The organism is Arenimonas malthae CC-JY-1 (genome assembly GCF_000747075.1).
Lineage (GTDB): Bacteria > Pseudomonadota > Gammaproteobacteria > Xanthomonadales > Xanthomonadaceae > Arenimonas > Arenimonas malthae.
Genome location: NZ_AVCH01000150.1, coordinates 17715 through 34125, shown reverse-complemented (window position 1 = coordinate 34125; position 16411 = coordinate 17715). Strand labels below are relative to the sequence as shown.

General features: G+C 57.7%; 11 protein-coding genes and 1 pseudogene. 6 read left to right on the top strand and 6 right to left on the bottom strand.

The window, feature by feature from the left end; all coding sequences use genetic code 11:
• Positions 1-70 precede the first annotated feature (70 nt).
• Complete coding sequence (locus N790_RS06985; RefSeq protein ID WP_043802508.1) at positions 71-694, top strand: tyrosine-type recombinase/integrase; 624 nt, start codon at positions 71-73, stop codon at positions 692-694.
• 378 nt (positions 695-1072) lie between these two features.
• Positions 1073-1543: a very short patch repair endonuclease gene (locus N790_RS15600; protein WP_084062734.1), complete on the top strand. Its 471-nt coding sequence runs from the start codon at positions 1073-1075 to the stop codon at positions 1541-1543.
• Here the strand turns inward: N790_RS15600 and N790_RS15595 are convergent.
• Positions 1521-3026, bottom strand: a complete 1506-nt coding sequence (locus tag N790_RS15595; protein WP_084062733.1) for a DNA cytosine methyltransferase — start codon at positions 3024-3026, stop codon at positions 1521-1523. The genes N790_RS15600 and N790_RS15595 overlap by 23 nt on opposite strands.
• A gap of 207 nt (positions 3027-3233) precedes the next feature.
• Here N790_RS15595 and N790_RS15590 point away from each other — a divergent pair, with 207 nt between their 5' ends.
• Genes N790_RS15590 through N790_RS15575 form a run of 4 tightly spaced genes read left to right on the top strand, consistent with a single transcriptional unit; the run spans position 3234 to position 10499 of the window.
• A complete protein-coding gene (locus N790_RS15590; RefSeq protein WP_084062731.1) occupies positions 3234-4739 on the top strand; it encodes an ATP-binding protein in 1506 nt (501 codons plus the stop codon).
• Positions 4740-4760: 21 nt separating this feature from the next.
• Positions 4761-7472 (top strand): Z1 domain-containing protein, encoded by a 2712-nt coding sequence (locus N790_RS15585; RefSeq protein WP_084062730.1) that lies wholly within the window; start codon positions 4761-4763, stop codon positions 7470-7472.
• Entirely contained in the window at positions 7462-8433 is a 972-nt protein-coding gene (locus tag N790_RS15580) for a PD-(D/E)XK motif protein (RefSeq protein ID WP_169742155.1), read from the top strand. The genes N790_RS15585 and N790_RS15580 overlap by 11 nt, the downstream gene beginning before the upstream one ends.
• A gap of 11 nt (positions 8434-8444) precedes the next feature.
• Positions 8445-10499: an AIPR family protein gene (locus tag N790_RS15575; protein ID WP_084062727.1), complete on the top strand. Its 2055-nt coding sequence runs from the start codon at positions 8445-8447 to the stop codon at positions 10497-10499.
• 91 nt (positions 10500-10590) lie between these two features.
• On the opposite strand, the gene N790_RS06970 is transcribed toward N790_RS15575, so the two are convergent.
• From N790_RS06970 to N790_RS15980, 5 genes and pseudogenes are all read right to left on the bottom strand, one after another.
• Entirely contained in the window at positions 10591-10878 is a 288-nt protein-coding gene (locus tag N790_RS06970) for a hypothetical protein (RefSeq protein ID WP_043802500.1), read from the bottom strand.
• A 215-nt stretch (positions 10879-11093) separates the two neighbouring features.
• Positions 11094-11861, bottom strand: a complete 768-nt coding sequence (locus tag N790_RS16690) for a hypothetical protein (protein WP_245593755.1) — start codon at positions 11859-11861, stop codon at positions 11094-11096.
• 159 nt (positions 11862-12020) lie between these two features.
• Positions 12021-12470, bottom strand: a pseudogene (locus tag N790_RS16860) (TniQ family protein); the annotation flags it as partial.
• A complete protein-coding gene (locus N790_RS15985) occupies positions 12452-13270 on the bottom strand; it encodes a hypothetical protein (RefSeq protein ID WP_156969977.1) in 819 nt (272 codons plus the stop codon). The gene N790_RS15985 and the pseudogene N790_RS16860, both read right to left, overlap by 19 nt.
• A 206-nt stretch (positions 13271-13476) precedes the next feature.
• Entirely contained in the window at positions 13477-15990 is a 2514-nt protein-coding gene (locus N790_RS15980) for a PDDEXK family nuclease (protein WP_156969976.1), read from the bottom strand.
• Between the last annotated feature and the right edge of the window lie 421 nt (positions 15991-16411).

Genomic DNA, 16411 nt, shown 5'->3' with positions numbered 1-16411 from the left:
CCGCAAGCGCGCCTGCGTTCCGTCATTGCGTGCTCCGGTCCAGAATCGGACTCCCGGCCTGGAGACGGCCATGAACGCGACAGCCACGCATCCATCACGAGCCCCGTGGAACAGGGGAAGACTCACAGGCCAGAAAGCCCCACTCAGACTTCACGAGATCTACGCCATCCGCGTTCGTCTCCAGCTGGCTGGCCGAAAACGAGACCTGGCTCTTTTCAATCTCGCCATCGACTCGAAGCTGAGAGCTTGCGACTTGCTCAACCTTCGCGTCCAAGATGTCGTACACGGCACCCAGGTTGCTTCACGGGCCATCGTGATGCAGCAGAAGACACAGAGGCCCGTGCAGTTTGAAATAACCGAGCAGACGCGCCGCGCCCTCACCGAATGGATAGCCCAGTCAAAGCTTGCAACGGATGACCACCTGTTCCCTGGACGCTCCCGTGTGGCGCGCCATCTCACTACCCGCCAGTACGCTCGGGTCGTCCACCGCTGGGTTCGCGAAATCGGCGTCGATGACACAAATTACGGAACACACTCGCTGCGAAGGACAAAAGCCACCCTCATCTACCGCCGAACCCACAACCTCCGTGCGGTACAGCTTTTGCTTGGCCACACCAAGATCGAAAGTACCGTCAGGTACCTTGGTGTGGAAGTAGATGATGCGCTGGTTCTGGCCGAGCAAACGGAGATCTGAATGGGAGCAATGTGACAGTCGGCGCAGAACTGGGGCGGCTGAGTACAAATGTCCGCTTTGGGTCTATTCTGTTGAAAAACTCGGGTCGCGAGAATTTGCCTCGGATTTGCGCTTGGCAGTGCTCGCGACAGTGCGTTTCTGAGTCTCCAGATGACTGCCGAGGGTCCAGAAGTTAACTGTCGCGAGCGTCGGTCGGGTGGTCGCCCAAGCGGACCGAGTTTTTCAACAGAATAGGTCGGAAGCCGAAGTGGGCAACCGCCCGGGGTCGGCCACAGGCAGCATCAGCGACATGGTCAGCATCGACCGGCACGGAAGATAACTGAGCCGGCACCCGCACTCACCTGTTTTCGACGAATCGTCTGGCGCACAATTGCAACCATGGCAGAGAAGATTGCCCAAGAAACCCGCTCCCGCATGATGGCGGGAATCCGTGGGGAAAATACAAAGCCAGAGTTGATAGTTCGATCCCGTCTACATGCAGACGGATTGCGCTTCCGGCTGCACGATCGCGAGCTTCCTGGAAAACCGGATTTAGTACTCCGGCGGTGGAATGCCTTGGTTTTTGTTCACGGTTGTTTCTGGCACGGCCACGGTGGCTGCAAGTATTTCAGGTTGCCACGAACAAGACCGGAGTTCTGGCGTCAAAAGATCGAGGGGAACAAAGCCCGGGATTTGAGAACACTTGATGCGGTCGCTCGCATTGGTTGGCGAGTGGCAATCGTATGGGAGTGCGCCATAAGGGATGATTGCCAGCAATCCCTGTCGAAGTTGGTGAGCTTTGTCCGCTCCGAGTCGCCGCATGTCGAGATTGGGTCGCCCGAGGGCGCTATTTCAGTGCCTGATGAATGACCCCGGCAATCTGATGTCCCAGCCACGGCGGAACCGCGTTCCCAACCTGCTTTCTCTGTGCGCCAGCCTTTCCTTCGAATATGTAGTTGTCAGGGAATGTCTGCAGACGGGCAGCTTCCCGAACGGTCAAGCTCCGGACCTGGAGTGGATCCGGATGAATGAAGTAGTGCCCATCCTTGGCCAGATGGCTAGTGACAGTTGAAGAGGGCCAGTTGGCGCGTTGAACCTTGAACCGGTCGACGAAACGGTTCGGCGCTCCCCAGCTCTTGTGTTCAGGGTGAAGTTCTTCAGGGAACTCCTTAGCGCCCTTCGGCGACCGATCATGAATCTGCGCGAAAGCCGCAGCAAAGGCATAACGCATAAGATCGGACTTCATATGGCTCCGGGCTTCATGCTGAATGACACCATGAAGTCGAGGGTCACGAATGAACTGGGCGAGATGGGTAGGTAGCTTCCCAGCCACCCTTCCCGCGATCCAAGGCCCGCCTGTGCCAGGGTCGTCTCCCAACCCCGCGATTGAGGACATAAGTCGGAGATGTTTTGCCGTCTCCCTGTCGAACGGTCTGGCGATCCGGGAGCACTCCGCCAACAACTTGGGCGCGAAAGAACTCCAAGAAGAGATTGGCGTGTCGGTCGAGCCGCTCCTCAGTTCCGGCAGTCCAAAGATCATCTCGCCTACTGTCGGCGCTGAGTCGAGCTCCATCAGGGGCTTAATGTGGTTCGGGATGTCGTCCCGAATGCCAAGCAGGATCACGCGATGGCGCGTTTGCGGCATACCCAACCGCTCGGATCGGACGAGGAAGTCTTTAGGCTGCCAGTCGCCGTCCTGCCTCCCCGACTGCACCACGGGAACGATGCGATACCGAGGACCGCTCCGACCTCCGGGACGATGCAAGCTTTCAAAGATCTCTTCGAACAGCGTGTGTCCGTCGATCTTCGTTGAGAGCATGCCCTTGACATTCTCTAGGACGAATGCAGCCGGCCGGTGCCTGGACAGGATCTTGAGATAGTGCTCATAAAGGTAGAAGCGATCGTCTGCTTCGGGCACATACGCACGGTTGCCTCGGTTCCTTGCCCTACCCACCAAGGAGAAGGCTTGGCATGGCGGTCCGCCGACCAGAACCCATGGTAGGTTGCGGCGTTCCGCCCCTGCTGCAATCTGCCGGATTCGCTCATCCAGGGTTCGGTCGTCAGCCTTGTCCCCCAACTTCAACTGGCAGGCTCGGTTCGACGCCTGGCGCCAGACCTGCTCGGTATCTTCGGTCCAAGGGACTGCACGTCGGCCCGCAGCATAGTCGTAGTAGCTACGGGGGACGTCGGGAGCACTGAAGCTTCGATAGAAGGCGCGAGTGCGCAATGTATCGACTGCGTGCGGGTCCATCTCTGCGGACAGTGAGACGGTGAAGGGTCCCGACTCTTCCTGTCCGCGGCCGTATGCCTCGAATCCGTCGCCGAGTCCGCCCGCGCCAGCAAAGATGTCCACAACGGGGATCGGATTTCGTGGCTTCACAGTAGAAAAGTCAGATTCTTGGAGGCGCGCCAGGATCGCAGGCCCACAGCCTAGTTGTCAAAGGTCTCAAGGCCTGAGACAAACTCGTGGCGTAATCGGATCCGAACTTGCGCTACTGTCGGCAAGCGGCGCCGGAGGGCTCAGGCAGAGGCGCGTGTAAAACCCTTACCGAGGCGGGGAATGAATTCAGACAACAAGGGCGAACTAACGCTCAGGCCCAGCGCAGCAAGACTCCTGGAATCCATGCGGGATATTGGCTACTCGTTCGAGAGCGCCCTTGCCGACATTATCGACAACAGTATCTCTGCTGGCGCCAAAACAATAGACGTTGTGAACGATCTCGATGAGGAAACCGGTCCTTTCCTTGCCGTACTTGACGATGGCCGGGGAATGTCGCCGGCCGAACTTACCTCGGCCATGCAGCATGGCAGCCGAAGCCCGCTTGAAGTGCGTGATGCCGGCGATCTCGGGCGCTTCGGCCTCGGACTAAAGACTGCCTCATTCTCCCAGTGCCGCCGGTTGACGGTCGTTTCTCGCCAAGGCGGGCAGCTCACCGGCCGGTGCTGGGATCTCGACCTGGTCAAGGCCAGAGACGAGTGGATCCTCAAGCTACTGGATGACGACCAGATAGCGGGTCTGCCGCTCGTGGGCAGGATTGGACCGCAAGGAACGCTCGTACTTTGGCAGAAGCTGGACCGGCTTGATGCTTTGGGCGAGGAGCCCGATCAAGCCTACGCAGCACTCAACGCCATGTTCGGCATCGCCAGACCGCACTTGGCGCTGACTTTTCATAGGTTCATTGCACCCGAGCCGGGCGACGGAACCAGCGCGGTGGCGTTACGGATCAACGGCGCAATGGTTCAGGCATTGGACCCGTTCTGCAGGCTTGCCAGCCCCAGGTCGGACGCCCACGCCCTCGAAACCCTGCGCATGGGACAAGGCAATATTGAAGTACAGGCGTTCACCCTACCGCATCATCAGCGGCTGTCCATTGACCAGATAAAGGCTTTGGAAATGGGATCCAGCCTGATGGAGACCCAAGGGCTCTATGTATACCGCGCCAAGCGCCTGATAGCGGGTGGCACTTGGCTGGGCCTGGCACGCCGTGCCGAGCTTACGAAGCTGCTGCGCGTACGTGTGGACGTACCTACGTCGCTGGATGCGGATTGGAGCGTCGATGTCCGGAAGTCACGCGTCAGACCTCCTGCCGCGGTTCGATCCAAACTTCGTCCGCTCGTTGAAAAAATGACCGAGAGCGCCAGGCGCCCCTACACGTACAGGGGCACCCGCCAAGCGGCCGGACCCGGGCTACCACTGTGGTCGAGGGTCGAGGAAAGAGGACGGATCCGGTATGAGCTTGCGCGAAGCCACCCCCTGATCACGAGCCTTCAAGGTCCAGACCATGCCCCAAGGGACCTCGAGCCCCTGCTTCTCGCCGTAGAAGCCTCAATTCCGCTGGACAGCCTCTTCTCTGACATCAGTTCCAATCCACGAGCCTTGGCACAGGCTGAACTGGAGGCCTCGGGACTCGAGTTCCTGATGGCCGCCTTCGTGGAAGCGGTTGCGCCGAACTCCGACAGTATCTCTGCGAGTGCTGCCGAATCATTGCTGCAGACCCACATCTTTGCCGGAAGGCCTGAAGCGCGACAGATTCTTCAGCGGCTACGGCGTATTGAATCTGCATAGCGTTCTAGTCAAGGAATATCCATGAGTCACAGCGAACTGCTTGCACTGGCGCGCACGGGAATGACTGTGCGGCCCACGTCCACCCCGGAAGAGGTGGAGGCACTCGTACGACGGATGTCGGCCGCCCTATTGGATCCTGTCGACGTCGATACGATAAAGGCCGTGTCCCAGCAACTTGAGCGAGAGTTCTCCGTTCGCCTCGGGCCAGCGCATACGCTCTCCTCAGGGCACAAACCTTGGCTCCGGGCAAAGGCACATGAGATCGATTTCCGGTACTGGCGGCGCTATCGAGAGTTGCTGATGCAACAAGGGTTTGGCGGGAACGTAGTAAACCGGCTTGCCGAGATAACTGATGACATCCTCGATCTCGCGGGAGACCCAGAGAAGGAGGGCGACTGGTCCAGGCGAGGCTTGGTCGTCGGCCACGTCCAAAGCGGCAAGACCGCCAACTATGTGGGCGTTATAAACAAGGCGGCGGATGCCGGATACAAGCTTATCGTGTTGGTTGCAGGCATTCACAGCAATCTGCGTTCGCAAACCCAGGAACGCGTGGACCAAGGCTTCGTTGGGCGCGACAGCGACCAAGTCCTGAGCAGGCAAGCCAATGCAACGATGCTAGGCGTGGGGGAAATCAATCCCGCGTTCACGGCAGTCGCTTACACCAGCAGGGCGCTCGACTTCGCCCGGAATAGAGCCGATGGGCTGGGCATTCCGATCCACAATCTGGCACAACCCGCCATCTTCGTCATCAAGAAGAATCCCTCAATCCTGAGAAACCTGGTTGAGTGGTTGAAGGGTACGACAGCAAATGCAGGTCGCCTTGAACTGCCAATGCTGGTCATTGACGACGAAGCCGACAACGCGTCTATAAACATATCCAAAGACCCTGAGCGGCCCAATACGATAAATCGCCTAATCCGGGAACTACTTAGTCTGTCTACCCGCAACACCTACATCGGCTACACCGCAACACCGTTCGCAAACATCTTCGTAAATCCAGATTCCACTGACGACGCCTTGGGCGACGACCTCTTTCCCCGCCACTTTATCGTCGGCCTGGACGCGCCGAGCAACTACGTCGGCGCCAGGGAGTACTTTCTGGGCGACGACGACAATCGCCTGACGGTGCCGCTGGAAGACACGGAAGATTGGCTGCCAACGACACACAAGATTACCGCAGAGATTGATGCCCTGCATCCTTCGCTAGAAAGTGCGATGAACTGCTTCGTGCTGTCAAAGGCGATCCGCACGCTCCGTGGACAGGGCTCCAAGCATCATTCAATGCTGGTCAACGTCTCTCGCTTCACAAGGGTGCAGAGTCGCGTAGCCAGCCTAATTGCGGCACGACTGCAGTCAATGAAGGACGCGATCGAGAATCGGCATGCTTCCCCTCAGGAGGCGGCCCTCCGTGATCCTTACATTCGATCCCTGCACAGCACTTGGATCGAGCACTACGAGAACGAGCCTGAATCTTGGCCCTCTATCCAGGCAGCCCTGCACAAGGCGGCTGCCGGCATGGTTGTGGCAGAGATCAACGCCAGCCGAAGCTCCGGAAAGCTGGACTATCGGTCTCACGAGGGAATCGGCCTGAACGTGATTGCGGTTGGCGGAAATTCCCTTTCTCGAGGCTTTACGCTTGAGGGACTGACAGTCAGCTACTTCCTTCGAAACACTCAAATGTATGACACGCTCCTGCAGATGGGGCGATGGTTTGGATACCGCGATGGTTACGGGAGCATATGCCGCCTGTTCATGAAGCCCGAGGCCAGCGACTGGTATGCGTTCATTGCCGAAGCAACGGAAGAACTCCGGGACGAGATAGCCCGGATGGAGGCAGCGGGACTGACGCCACAGGATTTTGGGCTTGCCGTACGAGCTCATCCGGGCAGCCTGCTGGTCACAGCAAGGAACAAGATGAAGTCTGCCAGCCAGGTTGTACGGCAGGTTGGCTTGGCAAGTAGGCTCGTCGAGTCCTCGGTGCTGCACGCAGACACCAGCCCGAGGGAGTTCAATGTTGAAAGGGCCGAGAGGCTTTCAGACCTGCTCCCCACGGAAGCAGAGCGGCAGGTGCGCGTCAGCGCTCGTGATGCGCTGTCCAGCATCCTGTACACGGGCGTCTCCCAACAGGTAGTTCTTGAGTTTGTATCGGCATTCGCAGTTCATCCCGTGAACACCGAGATGCAAGCAGGTCCTCTCTCCGAGTACATAAGGGGTCGGGGATTCGAGAAGTGGGACGTTGTAGTGGTTTCCAACTCGGATGCCACTCCTGACGAGCAGATTACCGTTGGCGGCTCAAGTATCGGCCTCCAGCGCCGCTCCATGATCAAACACAAGAACGCACTTCATGTTTCCGGCACAAAACGAAGAGTTGCGTCACGCGGACTGGAAAAGGCTGGCCTCAGCGACGATGAGATTACGGCCGCCGTAGCAGAACACGCCAAGGCCATGGAAGCTGGCAAAGCAGGAAGCACAATTGCGGATCACTTCTATCGCAAGCAGCGAAAACGCCCACTTCTCATGGTTCACTTCCTTTCGGCAAACAACCCAACTGGCGACAAGGACAAAGAGACTCATGGGGTCCGCCATGCCGCATATGGAATTAGCTTTCCTGGGCTTCGGGAAGGCGAGTCCGAACGGCACGTTGCGTATGTTGTGAACCTGGTCGAGTTCAGGCGAATCTATGGGCAACTTGACGCAGATGGCGACGAGGAAGATGAGAACGATGACCTCTGACAACCCATGGGCGGACATTGGCGCCAGCCCAGGTGAGTTCGTCGGCCGACGTATTAACGACGCACATCCTCTGGCCGTCTATTGGATAAAGAGCAACGACGGTGCCCCTGGGTTACTAGTGCGTGGCGTGCATCCCGATTCGGTTCCGCGCGCGCTCCCCCGGCCAAAAGGAATTGCCATCCAGCTCAGCCCTGCGGAAGACACCAAGCCGTGGGTCAGGCTCATCCTGCAGAACCGTGAGAATGTCGATGTGTTTCTAGCACTCTGCCGCGATGTCATTGACAGGTCGTCCGGAGAGGCAAACGCCAGCGCTGCGACGACGACGTTCTTCCAGAGGTTGGCCCGCTGGCATGCCCTCCTTAGTCGGGGAAGACCAGCCGAGATGGGCCCCCAAGAGATTCGTGGGTTGATCGGCGAACTTTGCCTTTTTGAGAGCCTGGCGGCCTTGGTTGGTCCCCAGGCTGCGCTCGCCAGCTGGGTGGCACCTGACGATCACCCGCAGGATTTTGCGTTAGCGTCGTCCATAGTGGAAGTCAAGACTCGCCTTTCCGGGTCCAGGCCGCACATTCAGATCTCGTCACTTGAGCAGCTGGAGACATTGCACTTGCCCCTTCGCCTGGCGGTCCTGGAGCTCGCGCCCTCCGATTCAAATCACTCATTTTCTCTTAACGATATCGTTGCTCGCATTCTTGCCATGTTTCAACCGCTGGGAACCGCGCTAATCGAGAAGGCAGAGGTGGCCTTGGCTTCGCGCGGCTACATGCACAAAGATGCTTATGACGCGGATCGCTATGTGCTCGCAGGCTCCCGCGCGTTTAATGTTGGAGCCACCTTCCCAAGAATTCTCCGAAGCGCCATCGACAATCGCGTACGCCAAGCAACATACGTTCTGGACCTGACGTCTCTTGTTGAGTACGAAATCGACTTCAGTTCAGTTTTCTCGTCAGCGATGCCTGAGTGAGCAAGTAGATCATGGATGAAGAAGTAGCCAAGTACCGGGAAGCATTGCTGGGAGAGATAGGTGCGGACGCCCATGTAGGAGGCGACTACACAAGCACCCGATTCATCGATCGCGCTTGCCAGGTACTGGAAGAGGGCGAAGAGTTCACTGAGTACCATATCTGTCGCGCTCAAGGTCAGTCACGGAATCGTGGCCTGGTCCAAATCGATGCCTACAGTTTCTCGCCAAGCGATGGAGTGCTCAACGTAGTTGTTTGCGACTTCTCCGGCGCGAGCGAGCCACCTCCCCTGTTCACCGAGGATGTGCGCCGACTTGTGCAAGCCGGCTTCCGATTTGTTGAGGGTAGCGTCCACGACTCATTGGCCGATCAATGGGACGAGAGCAATCCAGCTCATGCCTTGTCAAAGGAGGTGTTCTCGTTTGCTACCTCCGGGGAAATGTCCAAAGCATGCCTGTATGTCATTACAGACCGTCCGGCCGGCAGCTCGATAGGCAAGATACCCGAACTCTCCATTGGTGCGCAGGACGTCGAAGTCCACTTATGGGATATCGCGAGACTAGCTCGAATGGAAGCCTCGGCTCGAGGCCGGGAGGAAATCGAGATCGACTTTTCTTCCGAGTACGGTCATGGAATTCCGGCCCTGAAGGCGGGCCTTGAGGGTGAAAGCAGGTACGACTCTTACATGTGCGTCATGCCCGGGGCCGTGCTCGCCGGGCTTTATGACCGCCTTGGCGGGCGAATCCTCGAACAGAATGTTCGCGCCTTTCTTGGGGACACACGCAAGGTTAACAAGGGCATTCGAGAGACCCTCAGGACCGAGCCCGGAATGTTTTTCGCCTTCAACAACGGGTTGACAGTAACAGTATCGGACTTGGTGCTAAGCAGGCACCCAGATGGCAACGAGGAGATCACCTCAGTAAAAGGCTTGCAGATCGTCAACGGCGGCCAGACTACCGCGTCACTCTACTGGGCCAAGAAGGCCGGCGTGGATCTGTCACAGGTCCGCGTACAAATGAAATTGTCCCGCCTGCCCGAAGAGGGATTTGAGGAGGCGGTACACAACATCGCCCGATTTGCGAATGCGCAGAATGCGGTTTCGGCCTCGGACCTTTTCGCCGGCCATCCCTATTTCAAGCGAATCGAGCAGATTTCTCGCCAGACTCTTGCGCCGCCGTCAAGAGCAGGAGAGGTCAATAGCTACTGGTACTTCGAGCGAACCACGGGCAGCTACAAGGTAGAGCTGCGGCGCAAGAATGGGCTTGCGGCCAAGACATGGCAGATGCTTAATCCGAAGAAGCAGGTTCTGAGCAAGACTGACGTGGCTCGCTATGAGGCTACTTTCGATTGCCTCCCTCACGTCGTCAGTTCAGGCGCACAGAAGAATATTGCGGCGTTCGGGAAGATCGTTTCTCAGGCATGGAACGCAAGCCCAGAAGGCTTTGACGTAGCTTACTTCCAGCGCGTTGTTGCCAGAGCCATACTGACCAAGGCCATAGATTCCGAGATTCCTGCTCAAAGTTGGTACCCCGGATCAATTGTGCGGCCGCTCTCAAGCTACACACTTGCGCTATTGAGCAGCCGGATGCGCGCCGCTGGGCTTCAGCCTGACTACGATGCCATTTGGCGCACGCAGAAGGCGCCTTCAGGGTTCATAGCCGAGGCAATGCGCGTCGCCAAGAAGGTTCTCCCGCTTTTGATGGAGATCCCTGAGGAGCAAGTCAGGAATCGACTGGTCACTGAGTGGGTGAAGCGAGAGGCCTGTTGGTTGCGGATTGAGTCCTGCGATATAGAGCTCAGGGAGGACTTCTTGGAAACACTGATTTCTGGCGATGTTCGATCTGTTCGCCCCAAGCCTGGAGACTGGAAGGCGCGCGCTAATCAGCTATGGAGAGAAGGCGCGTGGAAGCGACTTCATGAATGGAACAAGGTCGAAGCGGTTCTCACCGAGGGCGAGGCGGACTTGGTTGAGTGGGCGGCGATTGCTTCGGGCTTTTCTCCCAACAAGTTCCGGCTTACGAAGCTGAAAGAAGCATGGGGGCGGGCAACTGCGCGAGGTTTCGTATGACAAGAGCCGTTTTAACAATTTGCGGTGCGCAGCTCACTTCTTTGCATAGCGGCTCCCACCCACAAGGCGGGACGTCTTCTTCAGTCACCGCTTACGAGAGATTGTAATGCGTATGCGAGAAGTACTCCGTGGTTCCCTTGGGATTTGTTGTTAGGAGCTCAATCACGGGCTGCGGGATGTAGCGTTTAACCTCATCAAACTGGGAGGACGCCTCGTCCCAGCTGAAGACCTGCAGGCCAGCATGGAAGAACTCCGGGACATTTTCGCGGAACACCTTCTCCGCATGGCTCGCACTAGATCCAATGGCAACAAAGATGGTTACTCCCTCGCCGGTAGCGTAGTACAGCGAAAAGGCAACATATGCTTGGTTGATGTCCACAAGTACTCTTGGTCGGTGACAGGCATGGATAAGAAGTAATGACCGCTTTCGCTGGTTTTGGGTTGGTGCTGTACTGGACGACCCTCAAGTACACGAAGTTCACTCTGCGACACCCTGCTCCAGCGGGTGGCGTGACAGCGCGCCGCTCCCCGTCCACGACAGCTGGGCCTTCTGGAGTCGTGCAACAAGCCTCGCCAACAGCGTGCCATCCCAGATCACGACGGATCAGCGCTAGCGGCCCATCGCTCCGTTTTTTTAATGCGGTGCTTCTCAAAGCGAATGAGCTCTGCCTCATCTGCGCTTAGAACAAGCGCCTTTCTCAGATTTGCGCATGCATTGGCACAGTGACTAGACCCCGCATCATCAAGCCCGTAGTTAGTCCTCAGGTGTTCGCGTAAAGACACTTTCTGCTTGCTATCGCTGGCCGAACTCTCGAGAAGCCTCATGCACGACGTGGCCGCCCGCTTGAATCGGTCTAGGCCCATAAACGTCCTCTGTGCGAGGAACTTTTCCCTATATGCCTGGTGTTCATGCGGGCAATAGCCGCGCACACCGTTGCACCAAAGGCCAAGCTCTGCCCAGACAACTGAAGGCGGGGGAACAGGTCCCTTGCCCACGGTCAGCTTGGAAATAACGTAAACGACCCTCCTGTGAGGGAGCTGCAGATCCCTGCGACGAAACAGGAGACCGTCAAACCGTGCCGCGCTCGGCACCAAATGACCAGATGCAGCAAACGTCGGTTCGCAAAGAATGTCTTGGACCGCGACACCTTGATAGGCAGCGAAGTTGAGCAGCGTGGCCAAAGTGGGAAGAGATCGCTCTTGGACAGCTTTGTCTAGTTCCCATCTAACGTATGTCTTAACCACTTGCGGCAGCCCTTCCTCTTCCCCACGCCTGTCGCTCATCGCCCGCAGGAACTCCAGAAACCTCGCGTTGGATATGGGCTCATCCACTTCTTCTATCCAAGCAGTGAACTGAAGCAAGGTGGAATTCACCCATAGCGCCTGCCTGTCGGATTCCTCGGCTCCATTCTTGTGGCCAAGTGGCGAGCCACACTGTTCGCAGAAGCGCCGCTGGCGGTAGCCGACGGAGAATGCCTGAGATGCGGCACAGACGTGGCAGCGGGACTCCAGTTGTACGCCGTGAACGGCGCATGCGCTCAACATCTCAAATGCCCATATCAAGGGTTCACAGGACGACTCATCTTCCCATTCCAGATAGCAGACCGGACACCAAACACGTCCTTCCCCTCGAATCTGGCGGCGACGTGTGCCACCTCGTCCTACGACGTCTGCGATTACGTGGAATGTACCGTTCTGAAGGTTGCTCACGCCGGTGTCTCTCTGCAGCGCGTCCAACAACGTGCGGAAGTTGCTCCTAGGCCCAATCCAACTACTTGGGAAAGCGGCATTGCCGGCCTTCGGCGCCCTCGGGTCGTCGCGCAGCAAAAACTCTTCCAGTTTACGTATGGACATGCAGCATTGCGCCGCAATACGCAGGGCGTAGTGGTGAAGAGATTCTTGGAGACCAGGACCGGCGGACCTTAGGGTACTCGGCGGCAATGGCTTGAATATCACCCTTCCGTCTGGCATGGCAGCTTCCCTTCCAGATGGGCTTGATGGATTGCCATGAGCTCCTTACCAGTGGCTGGTTTGCTGATGTGGCTCAGCAGTCCCGCCTGGCGCCAGAGAGCTGTGATGTGCTCCGTTGTCTCGAATGCCCCTAGGATATCGTTCGCTCCGATTGTGGCGCTGCCGCGGCTGCGGGCATTGACCTCTGCCCTTGCAAATAGCTTCTCAACTGGGCGCATACTCGTGGCGGTTGCGATGGCTATTTCATTGATATGGCTCTGAATAACTTTTTCTGACTCAAGCTCGTAAGCGCTTGCTACCTTCAGAACAACTTTCGTCGCGAACTCCGTGAGTTGATCTTTGTCGCAAATATCGTACGGGCGAATGAAGACACGCTCAAGGCGTTCAGCAATTTCCGGACGGCCGTCCCACAGGCGGTAACCTTCCGGGATAAGATTGAGAATTCCCATGCACCCGGTCGTCTCAAGAAGACTCATCAGGTTCCAGAGGTGATCTTTCGGCTCTTCGCCTTTGGCCGTGGTTCCAATGGCCGCCGCGTGCTCGAACAAGACGTACTTGATCTTCCGCTCGGTCACCACCTCGCCGAACGACTGCCAGTACTCGTGCTCGGCCGTCCTTAATGAGGCGCGACTCGAGCGCCACGCCTTTTCAGCGGCTTGCAGTGAGGAAAGGTAGCTTTCGCTCGCTTCATCACTTGAATCGCGATACAGCGCACGCAAGTCTGGCCTCAGGACTGCCCGGTGCGCGCGCGCAGCAAACGCTTTTGATGAGAATTTTGCGTTTGCGTCAAGCAGAACCATTACCTCCGTTGCCGGTATGAACCCCTCGCCCCAGGCGTCCGGCGACCCCAGAATGTCCCTCATAACCTCGTTTCTAAGGAACGTTTTTCCGGCGCCTGGCATTCCGCATATCCCCACCATCCCGCCTGGAATGTGCTGCCTAAGCGCATACCTAAAATGTGCGCGCGCATCTGTGTAGTGTTTGTGGTCCACCGGCTCCTTCATCATCAGGCCGCACTCGCTGCTTTCGCCCAGTCGACCGCTGGGTAATGGATCTTTCTCTCAACCTCTGTCGATGCACTTTCCGGGACTGCGTCAGCCAGGTGCTCTTTCCCCGCCATTGCCTCCGCTTTTTCAGCTTCTCGCCTCTCCGCCGTGAGCCTTCGCTGCTCTTTATTGAAGCTTGCGGTTTCTGAACGCCAGAGCGGCTCATTGAGCAGTTTGAACAGTTTATGCGCCGCCGACACTGAGAGCAGTGGGGCGCAATCCCTTCGGAATGCGCGATACCAGTTCCCGTTTGCCTTTGCGTACACGACAGCTGGATTAATGCAGTCTTTCCTCAGCTCCGTAATGTGTGAGTCGTGAAGAGCGGCGTTCAGCGCAGCACCGGCATACGTGCCCTCGACTAAGCGGATTCCTCTGGACGAAGCAACGGTTCGAGGGACGTCTATGCTGATCGACGTCAGCACGCGGAAGCCGTCGTCGAACTGGCACGGAATGCCTCCCTGGCCAGCCACCTCGGCTAGATGTTCGCGCAGGTCCTCCGGACTCATTGCCTCCTTTCCGACTCTTGTTTTCGCTAGCTCCCCGAAGAAGTAGCCCTCAAACTGGCGAACGATCTGCTCAAAGCTCTTGATGGCCGTCTTCCTGCTCTTCATGCGGCCATCCGCCGCTCGGCCATGTTGGTCCGGCAAGGTACTTCCAGGGCCCTTGTGGGCCACAAAGTGGTTGACGCGTCCAATCACATTCTCTGCAAGCCCGTTGTATCGGCTTCCGCCCGTTGGAGGCCAACGGAGCTCAATGCCGAAGTGGGACGCGAACCCCATAATCCAGCGACCCGTATTCTCCGGGCCCCTGTCCAGTTGGATGCAGCGCGGCAAGAATCCATGACGGCAAACGAAGTCGCGCATAAGTATCGCCAGACCATCCGTCCGGGCTGGCCCGAACATCAGGGCCTGCGCCATTGGATAGCCCGTGGCGCCATCGCAGCCGGCGTAGAACCGCGGGACTGAGGACGGGAAACTAGTTAACAGATTCGCGGCAATGCGCTGATCGAAGTTCGACGAGTCGATGATCAGTGTGTGGCCAAAGAGAATGCTCGGCAGGCTGCATTTGCTCCCGTCTGTGCGCGCCTTGTCCTTTTGATACTGACGGATTCCATCGATGATCAGCGTGCGACGCGTTTGGTTCCTTTTTCGAATCTCCCTGTTCAGCGTGCTTTCGTGCGGAGTGGGTTCGTTGTTGGCAAGGCAAAGCTTCTCCATTGCGAACCATGCCGCCTCGCGGTTCGGATGCTCTCCCTTGCTCCATTGTTCCGCGACCGTCTCGAGGGCTGCTAGCTGCTGAGTGCTGAGTCTTCGACCGGAGTTCCCGCATTCTGAGTGCCTGGTTAGGCAAGCCTCCAATGGACTGGAACCGTCCGCAATCTCTGCCGAAACGGCGCTTGCAAGGGCAGCCATGCGCCGAGTGGGGGCTTCCTCACCACGTGCAATACGCTGAAGCCGCGACAATCGGCTCTTCGCTAGTTCAATGTGCTTGGGCTTTGCCAGCAGCAGACGATCGCTTATCCGTAGCTCGGCCGTCTCATCTAGATGCTCGATCCATAGCTCTGCGTCAATTGCGTCCCGCTGCAATGCCGCGCTGAACAGCAGAAAGGAATCCACATCCCCCAGGGATACGATTCGTTCCAAGCCAAATGCGCTCTCGTCCGCCAGCATTTTCGCCGCATGGCGGATGGTGAACCCTGGAACGATCGCTGCGGTCTCTTCAATGGTTAACGGCCTGTCGCGAAGGGCGGAGACTGCGGCGCGCCGCAATCTTTGATCTGCGTCCGTGTCCTCTGCCCTAAGCTCAGCGTCGATCAACTCAGCATTCTGGAGCTCAATTGAGAAGAGCCTGCTGCTGGCATGAACCTCGGCGTCAATGCCGAGGCTTTTGGCATACTTGATGTGAACTGCGTTGATCCAGTTCTCATCCTGATTAATCCACTCGAGCTCCTTCTTCTTTGCCAGCTTCTCCAGATGCTCTTCAGTCTTACATTCGACAAGAACTATGCGGTCCTTGTAGAAGACCAAGAAGTCTAGGGTTGGATTGGACGTGTGCGCCCCAGTTCGTACCTGTCGGGTCACCCCAGGGCATCGGACTTGGGTAACGAATCCAACGACACTCGGGTCTCGCTCAAGCCTGTAGTAGAACAATCTTTCAACCGTGTGGCTTTCGAGCCAACGCGGCCCACCGTTCTTCTTCGAGTAGACGAGGGTGATGAGATTGTCGAGTGCGCCCTTGCCCGGCGTTCTGTTCGGGGCGTCGAGAACCATCGCTTCGAGGGCGTTGATCTGGCTCTCGGTCAGGCCGAGCTTTTTGTAGACCGGATCTCGTAGTTCGCGGGTGAACGCTTCCTGGCTTGGTGAATTGGCTGGCTCATCGGCCACGCCACGCAGCGCCTTCCCTAGCGCTTGGGCAACCGCTTCGACTACCGCCTTCCGGGTTCCCAAAGGCAGATCAATGGTGGAGTCGAGCATATATGGCGGCCTCGATTCGGCACTGTCCGGGATAGACCGGGACAACGCAGAGACGACTTGACATGTCGGGCCACCGCCGTAAACTCGCTCTGTCACGCCAATGACCAGAAGCGGTTCCGGAAACGGTCCGTTCGAAATAGCGCCGGCGCCCCAGGGCGCCGGTTTTTTGTTTCGCGCCTTGGGTTACTTCATGTCGGCTTCTCCTTGGTCGCGCTGACCTTGGGACTCGAGCCAGTCGACTACCTCCTCGACTCGGGCAAATCGACCCCTGCGCCCTTCGATTCGGAACACACGAAATCCCAGGCGCCCCCGTTGCTCGGCAACGCGCAGGGCATCCGTGCTTTTGAAACCCGCGAGCCTTGCGAGATCTCCACCGGAGATCAACGGTCCGTAGGCCTCGACCAACTTTGCCTTCGTGGAC